This window comes from Brochothrix campestris (genome assembly GCF_046058945.1).
GTDB lineage: Bacteria > Bacillota > Bacilli > Lactobacillales > Listeriaceae > Brochothrix > Brochothrix campestris.
Genome location: NZ_CP175511.1, coordinates 577,511 through 595,376 on the forward strand (window position 1 = coordinate 577,511; position 17,866 = coordinate 595,376).

At 42.0% G+C, this 17,866-nt stretch carries 13 protein-coding genes and 1 pseudogene; 13 read left to right on the forward strand and 1 reads right to left on the reverse strand.

All coding sequences use genetic code 11. The features are described from left to right. Window positions 1–274: 274 nt before the first annotated feature. Entirely contained in the window at window positions 275–1,042 is a 768-nt protein-coding gene (locus tag ACJYYY_RS03010) for an exodeoxyribonuclease III (RefSeq protein WP_408869094.1), read from the reverse strand. A 195-nt stretch (window positions 1,043–1,237) separates the two neighbouring features. Here ACJYYY_RS03010 and dnaE point away from each other — a divergent pair, with 195 nt between their 5' ends. From dnaE to nrdR, 13 genes and pseudogenes are all read left to right on the forward strand, one after another. Then, complete coding sequence (gene dnaE, locus ACJYYY_RS03015; protein WP_035314127.1) at window positions 1,238–4,531, forward strand: DNA polymerase III subunit alpha; 3,294 nt, start codon at window positions 1,238–1,240, stop codon at window positions 4,529–4,531. A 159-nt stretch (window positions 4,532–4,690) separates the two neighbouring features. Further along, window positions 4,691–5,554, forward strand: coding sequence for an acetyl-CoA carboxylase, carboxyltransferase subunit beta (gene accD, locus ACJYYY_RS03020; protein ID WP_408869095.1), 864 nt, complete (start codon window positions 4,691–4,693; stop codon window positions 5,552–5,554). Then, the gene (locus tag ACJYYY_RS03025) at window positions 5,554–6,510 is read left to right on the forward strand and encodes an acetyl-CoA carboxylase carboxyltransferase subunit alpha (RefSeq protein ID WP_035314125.1); all 957 of its coding nucleotides are present in this window, start codon (window positions 5,554–5,556) and stop codon (window positions 6,508–6,510) included. The genes accD and ACJYYY_RS03025 overlap by 1 nt, the downstream gene beginning before the upstream one ends. A 228-nt stretch (window positions 6,511–6,738) precedes the next feature. After that, window positions 6,739–7,698, forward strand: a complete 960-nt coding sequence (gene pfkA / locus ACJYYY_RS03030; RefSeq protein ID WP_035314156.1) for a 6-phosphofructokinase — start codon at window positions 6,739–6,741, stop codon at window positions 7,696–7,698. Window positions 7,699–7,871: 173 nt separating this feature from the next. After that, window positions 7,872–9,296: pseudogene (gene pyk / locus ACJYYY_RS03035) on the forward strand (pyruvate kinase); the annotation flags it as partial. Window positions 9,297–9,412: 116 nt separating this feature from the next. Then, the gene (locus ACJYYY_RS03040; protein ID WP_035314121.1) at window positions 9,413–9,847 is read left to right on the forward strand and encodes an FxsA family protein; all 435 of its coding nucleotides are present in this window, start codon (window positions 9,413–9,415) and stop codon (window positions 9,845–9,847) included. An 11-nt stretch (window positions 9,848–9,858) separates the two neighbouring features. After that, window positions 9,859–10,323: a DUF441 domain-containing protein gene (locus ACJYYY_RS03045; protein ID WP_408869096.1), complete on the forward strand. Its 465-nt coding sequence runs from the start codon at window positions 9,859–9,861 to the stop codon at window positions 10,321–10,323. Between the two features lie 282 nt (window positions 10,324–10,605). Continuing rightward, window positions 10,606–11,724 (forward strand): citrate synthase, encoded by a 1,119-nt coding sequence (gene citZ / locus ACJYYY_RS03050; RefSeq protein ID WP_035314117.1) that lies wholly within the window; start codon window positions 10,606–10,608, stop codon window positions 11,722–11,724. A 14-nt stretch (window positions 11,725–11,738) separates the two neighbouring features. Further along, complete coding sequence (gene icd / locus ACJYYY_RS03055) at window positions 11,739–13,016, forward strand: NADP-dependent isocitrate dehydrogenase (protein ID WP_035314114.1); 1,278 nt, start codon at window positions 11,739–11,741, stop codon at window positions 13,014–13,016. Window positions 13,017–13,183: 167 nt separating this feature from the next. After that, window positions 13,184–15,817: a DNA polymerase I gene (gene polA, locus ACJYYY_RS03060; protein WP_408869097.1), complete on the forward strand. Its 2,634-nt coding sequence runs from the start codon at window positions 13,184–13,186 to the stop codon at window positions 15,815–15,817. 37 nt (window positions 15,818–15,854) lie between these two features. Beyond that, complete coding sequence (gene mutM / locus ACJYYY_RS03065) at window positions 15,855–16,679, forward strand: DNA-formamidopyrimidine glycosylase (RefSeq protein WP_035314112.1); 825 nt, start codon at window positions 15,855–15,857, stop codon at window positions 16,677–16,679. Between the two features lie 12 nt (window positions 16,680–16,691). Continuing rightward, window positions 16,692–17,279, forward strand: coding sequence for a dephospho-CoA kinase (gene coaE / locus ACJYYY_RS03070; RefSeq protein ID WP_035314110.1), 588 nt, complete (start codon window positions 16,692–16,694; stop codon window positions 17,277–17,279). A gap of 109 nt (window positions 17,280–17,388) precedes the next feature. Further along, window positions 17,389–17,847: a transcriptional regulator NrdR gene (gene nrdR, locus ACJYYY_RS03075; protein ID WP_035314108.1), complete on the forward strand. Its 459-nt coding sequence runs from the start codon at window positions 17,389–17,391 to the stop codon at window positions 17,845–17,847. The last annotated feature ends 19 nt before the right edge of the window (window positions 17,848–17,866 follow it).

The following is a 17,866-nucleotide window of genomic DNA, read 5'->3' on the forward strand; positions in this document are numbered from 1 at the left end:
ATAATTTAAAAAAAGGCCTCGACGAATTAACGTCGAGGCCTTTTGGATTGTAGACAAAGTCCAAACAGACTTCATTTTCTTTCGAATGCGATTACAGTAATTTTGTGTATCAGATGATGAGATTGAATAGAGATACTGTTATATCCTCTAGCTTAATCAGCCAACAGCTAGTAAGTTTCACTCCCTTACTTGCCGATAGTAAATAATCGGAAAATGCGGTAGTTCTAATTTATACGCGGTTAAACGAGCTGCTATCACTTTCGTTTCTCCAGTTCTATCTGTTTGCTGTCACGTCGATATCTAATTCAACCGGGCAATGATCAGAGCCAAGAACATCGGCGTGAATGGTAGCGGATGTCATCTGTGATTTAAGTGCATCGCTTACTAAAAAGTAATCAATGCGCCAACCAGCATTGTTTGCCCGGGCATTGAAGCGGTATGACCACCAAGAGTAGGCACCGGTTAAATCGGGGTAGAAATGACGGAAACTGTCGGTAAAACCTTGCGCAAGTAAATAGCTAAAACAATGACGTTCATCATCAGAAAAGCCGGGATTATGACGGTTGTTTTTCGGATTTTTTAAGTCGATTTCCTTATGAGCAACGTTTAAATCGCCACAAAGGATAACTGGCTTTTGTTCTTTAAGAGCGACTAAATAGTCGGTTAGGTCATGTTCCCATTTAATGCGGTATTCTAAACGTGCCAACGCTTGTTTGGAGTTAGGTGTGTATACCGTGACGAGATAGAAATTAGCATACTCAAGCGTAATGACACGTCCTTCATGGTTATGTTCATCTTGCTCAATACCGTAACGAACAGAAAGAGGCTCATGCTTCGTAAAGATGGCTGTTCCCGAATAGCCTTTACGATCAGCGTAGTTCCAATAGCTGTGGTAGCTTGGAAAAGAAAGGTCGATTTGACCTTCTTGCAGTTTTGTTTCTTGTAGACAGAAAAAATCGGCCTCACTGTTGATGAAATACGCTTCGAAATTTTTTTTGACAACCGCTCGTAAGCCGTTGACGTTCCATGAAATAAACTTCATTTTATCACCTCGGTTAATTGTTAATGCAAGACTGCATGTGTTGCTCTTAATATAGCATTTTAAACTTGAAAATTACAATAATCAAAATATCATTTGAACGTCCTTTCCCTTTTGTGAAAATATTGCGTATAATGAAGATGAAAAGGCGGATGGAAACATCGCTCAGAAGATCAGAACGATTAGGAGGCTTTTAACATGACCAATTATACTCATTTGCAGGTGGCAACTGCCTTCGATTTGCTATCGAGCACATTAAAAATAGAAGAACTTGTAAAAACAGCAGCTCAGTTAGGCTATCAATCGCTCGCAATGACCAATCAAAATCACTTATATGGTGCCTTAAGTTTTAAGAAGGCATGTGAAGCTTACGGGATCAAACCGTTATATGGCATGCAGATTGAGGTTGAACAACCAATCGGTGAAGTGGCGTCACTACCGATGCTTGTTATCGCTCAAAATACGGCAGGTTATCACGACTTAATGAAAATGACAAGTGCGTTGCAAACAGAAGAATGCGCTTTTTTACCGAAAAAATGGTTCGATGCTTATGCCGAGAATATGAGTGTTATTTTACCCGTATCACCCGCGCTCGAACAACTCATCGAAGAAGAGCGACTAGCAGTCTTAAGTCAATTTCCAACAGCCTACTTAGGTGTTTCTCAACCGGAAGCTGAGGTTACGCAATGGGCGTTTGCGGCGGAGAGCGATACAGTTGTTGTTAGTGATGTGCGTTATTTAAAGCCGGAGGACGTTAAAAGTTTAGCCGTATTAGAAGCGATTCGTGACAACACGATTATAAATTGGGAAACACTGGCTCCTACAGGAACGCATTATTTTACGAGTCCAACAGAATTAGAAGCGTTATGGCAAACACCAGCACAACGTGAAGCACTTGAACGAACCGCCACAATCGCAGACCTAAGTGAGGTGACGATTGAACTCAATCAAACGTTGTTACCGAAGTTCAAAACGCCAGATGGTCTTGAGGCAAAGGTGTATTTACAACAATTAGCCGAAGAAGGCTTACGCCAACGCTTTAGCAATCCCGCACAACGTTATGTTGAGCGACTGCACTATGAACTCGGTATTATTAATGAGATGGGCTTTAATGATTATTTCTTGATTGTATGGGACCTCATGCATCATGCACAAACAAATGGGATTTTAACAGGTCCAGGCCGAGGGTCAGCAGCAGGTTCACTTGTATCCTATGTATTGCGGATTACCGATGTTGATCCGATTGCGTATCAGTTACTGTTTGAACGTTTTCTTAATCCCGAACGGGTGACAATGCCCGATATCGATTTGGATTTTCCTGATAACCGTCGTGACGAGATGATTGCGTACACAGTTGAAAAATATGGCGTACAGCATGTCGCTCAAATTGGAACATTTGGTACGTTAGCCGCCAAAGCTGCTATTCGTGATACCGCCCGTGTGTTTGGTTTGAACCGGGTTGAATTAAGTGAATGGTCGAATTTATTGCCTCAGCAAGTCGGACTCACTTTAGCGGGTGCGCAAACAGAATCAAAAGCACTGAGTCGCCATATTAATAGTAGTAAGCGCAATGAAGAAATTTGGCGGATTGCACAAACGATTGAAGGGTTGCCTCGTCACATGTCGACTCATGCCGCCGGTGTTATTATTAGTGATGCCCCATTAATTGATTATGTTCCGTTGCAAAAAGGGAGTGCCGATGCGTTACTGACACAATATCCAATGGGTGATCTAGAAGAAATAGGTCTGCTGAAAATGGATTATTTAGGTTTACGCAACTTGACGATGTTGGCAACGATTATTAAAGCGGTCCGTTACGAACAGCCTCAGTTTGATATTGAAAAAATCTCACTCAATGATACGGAGACGTTAAGGGTGTTTCAAGCGGGTGATACAAACGGTGTTTTTCAATTTGAATCGCCTGGTATTCGCCAAGTGTTGCGACGCCTAATCCCGACCTCATTTGAAGATGTCGTCGCTGTGAATGCCCTTTACCGTCCCGGTCCGATGGAACAAATCAGCACGTTTATTGCACGTAAACATGGCAAAGAACAGGTGTCTTATGCACATCCAGCCCTCGAGGATATTTTAGCACCGACTTATGGTGTTATCGTCTACCAAGAGCAAATCATGCAAATTGCTTCAGCCTTAGCTGGTTTTAGCTTAGGTGAAGCGGATATGCTCCGCCGTGCAGTCAGTAAGAAGAAGGCAGCTGTATTGCAACAACAACGTGAGCGCTTTGTCGCCGGTGCGATTGCACAACAGGTAAGTGAAGCGGTTGCCGAGGAGGTGTACGATCTGATTGTTCGGTTTGCCAACTATGGTTTTAACCGTTCACACTCAGTCGCCTATGCCAAAATCGCCTTCCAATTGGCCTATTTGAAAACCCATTACCCAGCTGCTTTTTATGCTGCCTTAATGACGTCTGTGACGGGTGATGAGTCGAAGTTGACAACTTACATAGCGGAAGGACGTAAACGTGATTTGACGATTTTACCACCATCGATCAATCACAGTTATCATTTTTTCTGCAATGAAGCCGGTGCAATTCGTTACAGTCTGAGCAGTATTAAAAAAATCGGATCACAAACAGTGAAGGTGATTGTGGCTGAACGAAAACGAGCGGGAGCCTTTAAAGATTTATTTGATCTATGCCGCCGTTTACCCGCTAAAATAGCAACGCAACCAATTTTAGAAGCGCTTATTTTAGCAGGAGCCTGTGACGAATGGGATAAGACACGTTCGACCTTATTGGCGACGATTGATTCAGCGTTGAATTTAGCCGACCTCAGTCGCAAGGGCGATTCACCAGTTGATCTATTTGATGAAATCGGTGGTTCGACTTTAGCACTCAAACCGAAATATACCGAAATGCCCGAAATGCCAGCCATCGATCGGTTAACTCAAGAAAAAGACTATTTGGGGATGTATTTATCGAAACACCCACTAACAAGTTACCCGCATCAACTGAAACGTGCGCATGTACAACAATTACAAACGGTTAAATTAGAGCAAACAGCCAATTTCGGGGTGTATGTACACCAATTGAAAGAAACTCGAACTAAAAAAGGCGAGTTGATGTGTTTTATTACGGTGAGTGACCCTAGCACTGAACGTTCAGGTGTGGTATTTCCGCAAGCGTATCGTGCAATGAAAGGTGTTCTTGTCGAAAATAAAGCCGTCATTTTAAACGGAAAAATGAGTGAACGTCAAGGTAAGCAACAGCTTGTTGTAAATAGTATGACGTTGTTAGAAGAAGATGATGCGCCGTTTGCCCCAGCCCAACGATTGTATGTTAACTGTGAGTCAACGCAAATTATTGCCCTAAAAGAAATTTTAGCAACGGAGCCAGGAACAGTGGAAGTGATTGTTGTGGATAAAGCAACCCGCCGTGGTATTGCCTTGAATAATTCATTTAATATTGTAATGACAGAGTCGTTAGCGAAGGCGTTAGATACATTATTATCCCCTTCAGGTTGGGTGATGAAGTAATTGACGATTGCTTTAATTAATGATTAGATGAATCGTCAACAGCTTTTTTTTTTTAGTATATTTGCTCATTTAACTATAATAAGGTATAGTTTTTTAGTGAACAATTAACATTGAGCGATAAAATGGTGCTTAATTAAAGTATCTAGGAGGTAGTTTATTTTGCTAGGAGAACTTTTTTCGAAACCTAAGAAGAAAAAACATATGATGTCGAACAGCGAAGCTGCGGCACAAGACATCCCAGAAGGCATTATGAAAAAATGTCTTGGCTGTCAAAAAATTATGTATGCAAAAGAGCTTGAAAAAAACGAAATGGTTTGTCCACACTGTGGCTACCATCATAAAATACAAGCACGGGCACGGATTACAACCTTAGTGGATCCTGATACATTCGTAGAAACGAATCCTCATATGACAACAACAAATCCGCTTGAATTTCCTGGTTATATGGATAAAATTCAAGCAGATAAAGCAAAGTCAAGTCTTGATGAAGCCGTTGTAACAGGCTATGGTGAAATTGAAGGCAACGGCTGTATGCTTGCTGTGATGGATTCAAGTTTCCGAATGGGGAGTATGGGGAGTGTCGTTGGTGAAAAAATCACACGTGCGATTGAAGACGCGCAAAAAAGAATGGTACCGGTCATTATTTTCACAGCATCAGGTGGGGCACGTATGCAAGAAGGCATGCTCTCGCTAATGCAAATGGCTAAAACATCTGCCGCCTTAGAACGTTTAAGCGCAGCTGGAGGGCTGTCAATTATCGTGATGACCTATCCGACTACTGGGGGTGTATCAGCCAGCTTTGCGTCATTGGGTGATTTCAACTTGGCTGAACCGGGTGCCTTAATTGGCTTTGCAGGTCGTCGTGTGATTGAACAAACCGTCCGTGAAAAACTGCCGAAAGATTTCCAAACAGCTGAGTTCTTACTCAAAACAGGTCAGCTTGATGCAGTGGTGCCACGTCTTGAAATGCGTTCGAAACTAGGTTTCCTTGTGTCATTCCATCAGAAAGTGAGTGATAAATAATGGGAGCAGATTTACAGTTCGAAAAGCCGATTTTAGAACTTCGTAAAAAAATAAGTGAATTAAAACAATATACAAAAGATAATGATGTGGACTTAACCGCAGAAATCGTTAAATTAGAGTCGCGTCTAGCGAAGGTCGAAACAGAAGTTTATAGCCATATGACTTCATGGGACCGTGTGCAAGTTGCACGTCATCCAGAACGTCCAACAACATTGGATTATATTCCGTTATTATTTACCGATTTTATGGAGTTGCATGGCGATCGTCGTTTTGGTGACGATGCAGCGATTGTCGGGGGAATTGCCCGTTATAAAGGTATGCCTGTCACAGTCATTGGTCATCAACGTGGGAAGGATACAAAAGAAAACCTTGCTCGTAATTTTGGCATGCCACATCCTGAAGGTTACCGTAAGGCTTTGCGTTTAATGGAACAGGCAAATAAATTCAAGCGTCCGATTATCACGTTTATTGATACAAAAGGGGCTTATCCTGGTAAGGCGGCCGAAGAACGTGGCCAAAGCGAAGCGATTGCTCGTAACTTATTTGAGATGGCTGGTTACGAAGTGCCGATTATTTGTATCGTTATTGGTGAAGGTGGTAGTGGTGGCGCCTTAGGTATCGGTGTTGGTAACCGTGTCTTAATGCTCGAAAACAGCACTTATTCTGTTATTTCACCTGAAAGTGGTGCGGTTATTTTGTGGAAGGATGCTTCCTTAGCGAAGAAGGCGGCGGAACATTTACACATTACATCACCTGACTTATTGGAACTCGGTGTGATTAACGGTGTTATTCCTGAAGTTAAGGGTGGTGCGCATCATGATCAAGTGCAACAAGCACAATTGATTGATGCTGCGATTGCAGCAAACTTAGCCGAATTGCTGGCTTTAGACGGTGTAACATTACGTGAACAGCGTTATGAACAACTACGCAAAATTGGGCAGTATACTGAAAATTAAGCAAACCACCTTGTCTCGATAAAATGGGGCAAGGTGGTTTTTGAAATGCTACTGAAGAAGTAAGTGAGATAATCGTCGAATTCGTGACGTAGCAACTCTTATTGCATTTTTTATCTGGGCGATAGATTGCTCAAAGTTGTTAATTATACTATAATAGTTGTGAAAGATAGCAGGTCGTTTACATAGAATTGTTATCCAAGTAGCACATAAGAGAGGACGATGAAAAAAATGAAACGCATTGCAGTATTAACAAGTGGTGGAGATGCTCCGGGGATGAACGCCGCAGTCCGCGCCGTTGTACGTAAAGGAATCTATGAAGGTCTAGAAGTTTATGGTGTTAAATATGGTTTCCGTGGTTTAGTTAACGGCGATCTTAAAAAAATGGAATTAGGCGATGTAGGTGACTACATTCAACGTGGGGGAACTTTTTTACATTCTGCCCGATACCCTGAATTTGCGTCTGAAGAAGGCCAACTTAAAGGGATTGAACAACTCAAAAAATTTGGGATTGATGCCTTAGTTGTTATTGGTGGCGACGGTTCTTATCATGGTGCTGAAGCCTTAACTAAACGTGGTTTTAATGCGATTGGTTTACCAGGAACAATTGATAACGATATTTCAGGGACTGACTTCACAATCGGTTTTGATACGGCATGTAATACGGCTTTAGATGCAATTGACCGTATTCGTGACACAGCTTCTTCGCATGACCGTACATTCATTATTGAAGTGATGGGTCGTAACTGTGGCGATATCGCACTTTATGCGGGTATTGCTGGTGGTGCTGATGCAATTATCGTTCCTGAAGAAAAATTTGATATTCACAAAATCGTTGAACAATTAAACGTTCGTCGTGCACGTGGTAAAGCGCATAGTATTATCGTTTTAGCTGAGGGCGTTATGTCTGGTCCAGAATTTGCAGCTGAACTCGATAAATATGGTGATTTTGATAGTCGTGCGTCTGTCTTAGGACACATTCAACGTGGTGGTAACCCTACAACAGCTGACCGTGTGTTAGCAAGTCGTTTAGGTGCTCGTGCAGTTGAATTATTACTTGAAGGTAAAGGTGGTTTAGCTGTCGGTATTGTAGCAAACCAAATTGTTGAAAATGATATTACAGCAGTTCTTCAAAACAAAAGTGAAATGGACCACCGTCTCTTTGAACTTTCAAAAGAACTTTCAATCTAGTCTCAAAACTCGAAGTTTAAGTACTTCGGGTTTTTTGTCGTCTTTATGAAAATTAATGAAAGTGAAAAGATAACTTTTGAAAAAAGATGAAAAAAATCCCGAAGTAGGTTATAATGGTAGAGGCGTAATTATTAATTTAAGGTTACATAATATATTTTAGGAGGATTTTATTTATGAAAAAAACGAAAATTGTTTGTACAATTGGACCTGCAAGTGAATCAGTCGAAAAATTAGTAGAGTTAATGAACAACGGTATGAACGTTGCTCGTCTTAACTTCTCACACGGTGACTATGCAGAACACGGTGCTCGTATCGAAAGCATTCATGCAGCAGAAAAAATCTCTGGTAAATCAGTTCCGATTCTTTTAGATACAAAAGGTCCTGAAATCCGCACACATAACATGGGTGGAACTGGGATTGTTGAATTTGAAACAGGTGACGTTGTTCGTGTCTCAATGACAGAAGTAAGCGGAACACGTGAAAAATTCTCAGTTTCATACGATGGTTTAATCAACGACGTTGAAATTGGTGGCCTTATCTTATTAGATGATGGTTTAGTTGCTTTAGAAGTAACTGAATTAGATCACGCTAATGGCGATATCGTAACTAAAGTATTAAATCCTGGTATCCTTAAAAGTAAAAAAGGTGTTAACGTACCAAACGCTAGCATTAAATTACCTGGTATCACTGAAAAAGATGCTGAAGATATCCGTTTTGGTGTTCGCAATGGTGCAACATTCATCGCTGCTTCATTCGTACGTACTGCCAGCGACGTTTTAGAAATCCGCAAAATTCTTGATGAAGAAAAAGCAGATCACGTTGCAATCATTCCTAAAATCGAAAACCAAGAAGGCGTTGATAACATCGACGAAATCTTAGCTGTATCTCAAGGCTTGATGGTTGCTCGTGGTGACCTTGGTGTTGAAGTACCTGCAGAAGAAGTTCCAGTTATCCAAAAAGCGTTAATCAAAAAATGTAACCTTTTAGGTAAACCTGTTATTACTGCAACTCAAATGTTAGATTCAATGCAACATAACCCACGTCCAACACGTGCGGAAGCAAGTGATGTTGCCAACGCTATCTTTGATGGTACTGACGCAATCATGCTTTCAGGCGAAACTGCTGCTGGAGCTTATCCTGCAGAAGCTGTTGCAACAATGGCTCGTATCGCTGAACGTTCTGAACATGCATTAGAAGATCAAGATAAAGCGTTCTTGAAAATCAACGTTCAATCTTCAACTACAGAAGCAATCGGTAACTCAGTTGCACACACTGCCCGTAACTTAGGCGTTAAAGCAATCGTTGCTGCTACTCGTGGTGGACATACTGCACGTATGATTTCTAAATTCCGTCCTAAAGCACCAATCTTAGCATTAACATTTGATCCAAAAACATATAACAACTTAGCAATTTCTTGGGGTGTTTATCCTAAATTAGTTGAAGCGCCATCTAACACAGATGAATTATTCGAACTTGCAGATAAAGAAGCAGTAGCAAGTGGTCTTGTTGAAAAAGACGACTTAGTAATTGTAACTGCTGGTATCGTTGGTTCAAACGGTGAAGCTGGAACAACTAACTTACTTAAAATCTCAAAAATCTAAGATATCGTCAGTTTGTGAGCACTTACCCTTGGGTAAGTGCTTTTTTCAATGGTTATTAAGCTGAAATAAGATGCGAATATGATATAATGACACCATTAAACAGAGGTGAGAAAATGAAAAAATTATTGAAATATTGGTTGGGATACTGTGTGATTGAAACAATTGGTTATGTCATCGCAGGACAGTATTTGCCATTTAGCAAAATCTTTTTAATCGAGTTTATCTCAACTGTGATTGGGATTGTCATTATCGTCCGACAATGGCGTTCGTTGCAATTTTTTGTAAAGGATATTAAAAAGACGACATCAGTAACGAGTGGATTGGCACAACAATTAGGTGTTTTTATCGCAGGTCTCCTCTTAATTATTCCAGGCTTAGTGACTTCGGTTATTGGTGTGCTACTTTTAATGCCATTCGTTCGTTCGCTAATCGCACCCGTCATTGTTGCCAGAGGAACTCAAGTTCTGACGCAAAAATTCACGATGCATACAGCTACAACGCAGCGACAAAACACAGTGAAAAAAGAGACGTTTGATTACAAAGAATAAGGAGAGTGTAAATGTTTACTCAAGCTTTTTTATTTTTAAGTTGTATATTGGTGATTGCACTCGTTGCCAAAAATCAATCCTTATTAATTGCAGTGGCAGCAGTAATGATATTGAAATTATTTTTTGACGGTACAAAGCTGATGGCGCTCATTCAAACGAAAGGGATTCATTGGGGTGTCACCATCATTACAATTGCGATTTTGATTCCGATTGCAACGGGTCAAATAGGCTTCAAAGACCTATACGAAGCGTTTAAAACACCAGTTGGGTGGGTTGCGCTTGCCTCCGGTATTGCAGTTGCGATTTTAAGTGCTCGAGGCATTAAATTGATGGGAACAGATCCGCAGGTGACGGTCGCGCTCGTGATGGGAACGATTTTAGGCGTTGTTTTCTTAAAAGGTGTAGCCGCAGGGCCTGTAATTGCTAGTGGGATTACATATGTTATTATGCAGGGGCTTTCTTATTTTATAAAGTAACAGTTCTATGCAACTATTAAGCCTTATCATCTTGTAGACAAAGGAGTTTAATGCGACTTTGCCTACAAGCTAACACGATTCCTAAAGGAATCGTGTTTTTTCGTATAATCATAAAAACTTTAAAATAATGCAGAATTAGATAAGTATAACTTATGTTACAATGGAATTAACCTAAGTTATTGTAAAGTACCGTTAATTACTGTACTATTATAATTATAATATTTAGAATATTCGAACCATTGCTTATTAGCAAAGGGAGAGACATAGAGGAGGTATTACCCCATGACTGAAATGAATAAAGGCTTAGAAGGCGTTATTGCCAGTCAAACAAAAATAAGTTCAATTATTGATGACCGTCTCACGTATGTCGGTTATGATATCGGTGATTTAGCAGAACATGCATCATTTGAAGAAGTGATTTATTTATTGTGGTATTACCGTTTACCTAACAAACGGGAATTGGCGATTTTTCAAGAACAACTAACAAAAGAAATGAAATTGGGACATAAAATTATTGCTAGTTTGGCAGTGATTGCACATGAAAAGGTTCATCCAATGAGTGTGATGCGCACGATGGTCTCGATGCTTGGTGTGTACGATAAGGATTCAGAGGGTGATTCGAATTTATCGAACTATTCAAAGGCGATGAAACTTGTTGCCAAAATGCCGACGTTAGTGGCAGCCTATGCGCGCATGCGTAAGGATGAAGTTCCACTGCAACCTCGTGGGGACTTATCACTCGCGGGTAATTTTTTATACATGCTCACAGGTACAGAACCAACGCCTTTACATGTGAAGGCAATGAACCGTGCGTTAGTGCTACATGCCGAACATGAGATGAATGCCTCGACGTTTTCGGCGCGGGTATGTGTCGCGACATTATCAGATATTTATTCGGGTGTGACCGCCGCAATCGGTTCGTTAAAAGGGGCTTTGCATGGTGGCGCAAATGAACAAGTCATGGTGATGTTAGCTGAAATTGGCGATGAGAGTAATGTGGTGGCGTATCTTGATGCGAAGCTTGCTAAGAAAGAGAAAATTATGGGGTTTGGGCACCGTGTCTATGAAAATGGTGACCCACGAGCGCAATATTTACGTGATATGTGTGAAGAATTGACGACGGTAACCGGTGATACGAAATGGTATGACATTAGTCGCGCGGTTGAACAATATGTCTGGGATAAAAAGCAATTGAAACCGAACGTCGATTTTTATTCAGCGACCGTTTATCATTGTCTTGGTATCGATCAAGACTTGTTTACCCCGATTTTTACTGTTAGTCGTATTGCCGGTTGGTCGGCTCATATTTTAGAACAGTACGAAGATAACCGCTTAATTCGCCCACGGGCAGAATATGTTGGTGAAACGAATAATACATACATACCAGTTGAAGAACGTTAATAAGGGGGAGTATCATGGGAGCAACAACAGTGAAAATGACAGCAACAGGTTTACACGTACCAGATGAGGTAATCGTGCCCTATATTGAGGGAGACGGTATTGGCCCTGATATTTGGCGTGCGAGTCGACGTGTAATTGAAACAGCGGTAAAGATTGCCTACAATGGGCAGCGACGGATTGAATGGGAAGAAATACTAGCAGGGGAGAAAGCGTTTAAGGCAACAGGTGAATGGTTGCCGGCTGCGACAGTTGCGACGATTAACGAAAAGTTAGTTGCCTTAAAAGGACCATTGACCACACCGATTGGTGGTGGGATTCGTTCGTTAAATGTGGCCTTACGCCAGCAGTTGGATCTATACGTTTGTTTACGACCGGTCACTTATCTGAAAGGGGTACCGTCGCCATTAAAAGAACCTGAGAAAACAGACATCGTTGTCTTTCGTGAAAACACAGAAGATATTTATGCGGGCATTGAATTTAATGTCGGCACCGCTGAAAATGACAAGTTGAAACGTTTTTTAATCGATGAGTTAGACGTGAAATCGATTCGTTTTCCTGAGACATCTTCGTTCGCGATTAAACCAATTTCACGTGAAGGCTCTGAACGTTTGGTTAAGGCGGCGATTGAGTATGCGTTAGCGCACAATCGTAAAAGTGTTACCCTCATCCATAAAGGTAATATTATGAAGTATACAGAGGGCGCTTTTAAACAATGGGGTTATCAATTGGCTGAACGCGAGTATGGCGAACAGGTCTTTACGTGGCACCAGTATGAAACAATTAAAGCTGACACCAATCAGGCAGCGGCAGAAGCCGCTTTAACGGCGGCGGTTTTGGCCGATAAATTAATTATCAACGATATTATTACCGATAATTTTCTCCAACAAATTGTTTTGAAACCCGAACAATTTGACGTCGTGGCAACGATGAACTTAAATGGCGACTATGCTTCAGATGCTTTGGCGGCACAAGTTGGAGGAATTGGTCTATCACCAGGCGCGAATATCAATTATCAAACAGGCCATGCGCTCTTTGAAGCAACACATGGCACAGCACCCACCTTTGCTGATCAAGACCGTGCTAATCCAAGTGCAATGCTCCTATCCGCTGTGATGCTGTTGCAACATTTGAACTGGCATGAAGCAGCAGAACTGATTTTGTTAGCGCTACAACAGACGATTTCTCGTAAGGTTGTTACTGAAGATTTAGCTGAACTTATCAACGTGAATCCTGTGTCTACAAGTGAATTTGCAGACGAGTTAGTCAGTTATCTCACAAACAAAAACAATTAGATAACGTCGCTGCAATAAAATGAAGTCTTTCTGACTTTGTCTACAAGCTGGAGCAATCACACGAATGAAACGTGTGATTGCTTTTTTGTCGTTGTAATTAAAGTGTGTTTAGGGCTAATAAATGCTAAAATGATACTAGATATCCATATAAACGAGGAGCGATTGAATTGAAAAAATTAGTATTGTTTGATGGCAACAGTTTGGCCTATCGTGCCTTCTTTGCACTGCCACTTTTAAATAATGATAAAGGTGTTTATACAAACGCTGTGTATGGCTTTGCGATGATGTTGACGAACGTAATGAAAAAAGAACAACCGACCCATGTGATGGTGGCGTTTGATGCAGGAAAAACGACGTTTAGACATGCCCAGTATCAAGACTACAAAGGTGGACGTTCAAAAACACCGAGCGAGTTAGGTGAGCAATTTCCCTTTATTAAAGAATTGTTAGAGGCGTATCAAGTGAAACACTACCAACTGCCAAACTATGAAGCCGATGATATTATCGGTACATTGGCACAACAGGCTGAACGCGATGGCTTTGATGAAGTGCTCATTATTACTGGAGACCGCGATTTAACTCAACTTGCTAGTGATAAAATTACTGTCAATATTACGAAAAAGGGCATCACAGAAGTGGAGGCGAATACGCCAGCTTCATTGCGTGAAAAATATGACCTCACACCGCAGCAAATCATTGACTTAAAAGGCCTGATGGGCGATAGCTCTGATAATATTCCAGGTGTTAAAGGCGTTGGAGAGAAAACAGCCCTTAAATTATTACACCAATACGACACCGTTGAAAACGTCTTGGCGCACATCGATGACGTATCAGGTAAAAAGTTAAAAGAAAACTTAACCACCTATCGCGAAGATGCCATAATGAGTAAGGCATTAGTGACGATTAAGGTCGACACACCGATTGAAATCACACTCGATGAAATTGCATACAGCGGTTATGAACCGAATGATGTCATCCCAACCTTACGCGAATTAGGTTTTAAGGCCTTGCTCGAAAAAGAACTCGGTGACCAACCAGAGGCCAAAAAAGAACCATTGGCAACGCTAGTCGTTGAAACGGTTAGTGATATTCCTGTGGAACAATTGACGACAGGCATGGCTGTGTATGCCGAAACAAAAACCGACAACTATTTAGCCTCAGCTTGCTTAGGGTGGAGCTTTTATAACGGAGAGACTGTCTACTATATGAGTCATGAGGCTGTACTTGCTTCCATAGCAGTGACGCAGTTTCTGACGGATGCGTCGCTTTCAAAAAAAGTATATGATGCCAAACGAGTGGTGGCACTGTTAAGTCGTGATGGTGTTGCCGTAAAGGGGATTACCTTCGACTTAATGCTTGGTTCTTATTTGTTAGATCCTTCGTTTGCAATTACTGATTTTGCGAGTGTCGCCCGTTTACATAGTTACGAAGCGATTGAAAGTGACGAGGCGATTTATGGTAAGGGCGCGAAATGGGCGCTGCCAGAAACAGCGATTGTGGCGCAACATTTAGGACGGAAAGCCTACGCAATTGCAGCGCTCGAAGAAGCAGTGCGGATTGCCTTAACCAATAATGAACAACTGGACCTCCTAACAGAATTGGAGCTGCCCTTATCACTCGTACTCGCACAGATGGAAGTGCAAGGAGTGGTCGTTGATACACAGGCATTAGAAAAGATGAAAACCGATTTGCAAGGTCGCTTAGATACGTTAGTGGCGGATATTCATGCCGCAGCGGGTGAGCCTTTTAACGTCAATTCACCGAAACAACTCGGAGTGGTCTTGTTTGAAACGCTCCAACTACCCGTCATCAAGAAAACAAAGACAGGGTATTCGACCTCTGTTGACGTGTTAGAGCAATTGAAAGACCAACACCCAATCATTGAGTTAGTCATGACGTATCGAACGCTAGTGAAGCTACAATCAACCTATATTGAAGGCTTGTTGAAGGTGACTGACCAACAGACGCAAAAAGTGCACACCCGCTTTAACCAAACATTAACGCAAACCGGCCGACTCAGTTCAGTCGATCCAAACTTGCAAAATATTCCCGTGCGTCTGGAAGAGGGGCGTCGCATTCGTTCTGTCTTTAAAGCCTCGCAACCGGGATGGAAAATTTATGCGGCCGATTACTCGCAAATTGAATTACGTGTTTTGGCACATATTGCCCAAGACGAGAACTTGATTGCAGCCTTTAAGGCAGACATGGACATTCATACGAAAACAGCGATGGATGTTTTTCATGTGGCAGCGGCGGATGTGACAAGCAACATGCGTCGCCAAGCGAAAGCCGTTAACTTTGGAATTGTGTATGGTATTAGTGATTATGGATTGTCACAAAACTTAGGCATTACTCGCGCTGAGGCTCAAACCTTTATCGACCGCTACTTTGAAAGCTATCCAAAGGTTAAAAGCTTCATGGAAGATGTTGTCATTGAAACGCGTCAACGTGGTTATGTTGAAACGATTCTCCATCGCCGCCGCTATATTCCTGAAATTACAAGCAAAAACTTCAATATACGTGGTTTTGCTGAGCGCACAGCGATGAACACACCGATTCAAGGGAGTGCCGCTGATATTATCAAAGAAGCAATGGTCTTACTCGCCGCTGAATTAGCTGTCTCAAACCTTGCCGCTAACTTATTGTTACAAGTACACGATGAGCTTATCTTTGAAGTGGCCGAAGGCGATCTTGCCCAACTTGATACACTCGTTAAAACAGTGATGGCAAATGCGGTTGAACTCGATGTACCGCTAAAAGCTGACAGTGCCTTTGGTGAGTCGTGGTACGACGCAAAATAACCAAATTGAACGAACTGAAGATAGAGGGGGAAACACAGTGCCAGAATTACCAGAAGTAGAAAATGTCCGAGCAACACTTGCCGAATTGGTGGTCGGACGTACGATTAAAGCCGTCGACATCGGTGTACCAAAAATGATTCGTGGCATCGAAGCCGATCAGTTTGCGACTGATTTAACGAATGAAACCTTTGTGGCGATTCGCCGTCGTGGCAAATTTTTATTGCTAGATACGACGAATTATACGATTTTGTCGCATTTACGGATGGAAGGCAAGTATCGTTTAGCGCCTCAAACAGAAGCGCGGACGAAACACACACACATCGTTTTTCAATTAACAGATGAGGACGAACTGCGTTATTTGGATGTGCGTAAATTTGGAACAATGGAACTGGTTGCCCGCGGTGATGAAGGCAGTACGCGTGCGATTCAAAAACTGGGGCCAGAACCGTTCGGTGATGACTTTCAATTAGCAGCATTTAAGGCGGCATTAGCACGTTCGACTCGCGGTATTAAAAATGTCTTACTTGATCAAAAAGCAGTCGTCGGCTTAGGGAATATTTACGTCGATGAAGTGTGTTTTCAAGCGCAGGTGCATCCAACAAAAGCGAGCAACAGCCTAACAGCAGCAGAGGTAACCCGTCTTTATGATGTGACCCGGTCCATCTTAACTGAGGCGGTACGACTCGGCGGTTCCACAATCCGGACGTACGTTAACTCACAAGGGAAAATCGGCAACTACCAAGATAAACTGCTTGTTTATGGTCATAAGGGTGAGCCGTGCCCGCATTGTGGGAGCTTGATTGAAAAAATCCAATACCATGGTCGTGGCACGCATTATTGCCCGTCGTGTCAACCGAAATAGGGATGTGAGCGTATGACCGTCATAATTGGCTTAACAGGAGGCATCGCTAGCGGCAAAAGTTTGGTAAGCACTTATATCGCGGCAAAAGGCATCCCAGTCATCGATGCCGACCAAGTGGCCCGCGAAATAGTTGCTCCCGGTGAACCGCTCTTATTACACTTACAGGCTCAATTTGGCACTGCAATTGCAACGACTGCCGGGTTGAATCGTGCCGCATTAGCAGCCGTGATTTTCAACGATGCACACCAACGTCAGACACTTAATAACCTGATGCATCCGGCTATTTTTGAACGGATGAATGCCCAATTAACAACATACCGTCAACAAAACGAAGCGGTTGTTTTTCTTGATGTACCTCTGTTATTTGAAAACAATCAACTCGATCGCTACGATGCGATTTGGGTCGTCAGTGTCAGTGAAGCGCTCCAACTGGAGCGCTTAATGGCACGAAACCAGTTGACCAAACGAGCAGCACTCCAACGAATACAAGCGCAACTATCACTTGCGCAAAAACAGGAACAGGCTGACGTCATCATCGACAACAGTGGCACGAAGCAACAAACCTTTGCCCAAATTGACCATCACTTACAACAACTCTAAAAAAGTGGTGTAATCGTGTCTGTCCGTAAGAATTACCGTATAGGTTGGCTCGTTATCTATGATATAATGACGATATAAAAACATTCGAATATTTAAAGGAGGTAAGTCAATGCGTTGTCCATCTTGTCAATCAAATGATACAAAAGTTATTGACTCACGACCAACAGACGAAAACCGTTCAATTAGACGTCGTCGGGAATGTGAAGACTGTTCATTTCGGTTCACAACATTTGAAAAAGTCGAAGAAAGTCCGCTAATTATCGTCAAAAAAGACGGTGTCCGTGAAGAGTTTTCACGTGATAAAGTATTGCGTGGCTTGGTGCGCGCATGTGAAAAACGTCCTGTTTCATTAGAAAAATTAGAGACAGTCGTGAACGAAGTCGAACATGACATTAGAGCACAAGGTACGAGTGAGATTGAGTCGACCATTATTGGTGAATTTGTGATGAATAAACTGGCTGATATTGATGAAGTATCATACGTGCGTTTCGCCTCAGTTTACCGTCAATTCAAAGACCTCAGTGTGTTCATTGACGAATTAAAAGAAATTATGGAGAAACAAAAATAAATGATGTGTATAAAGAAGG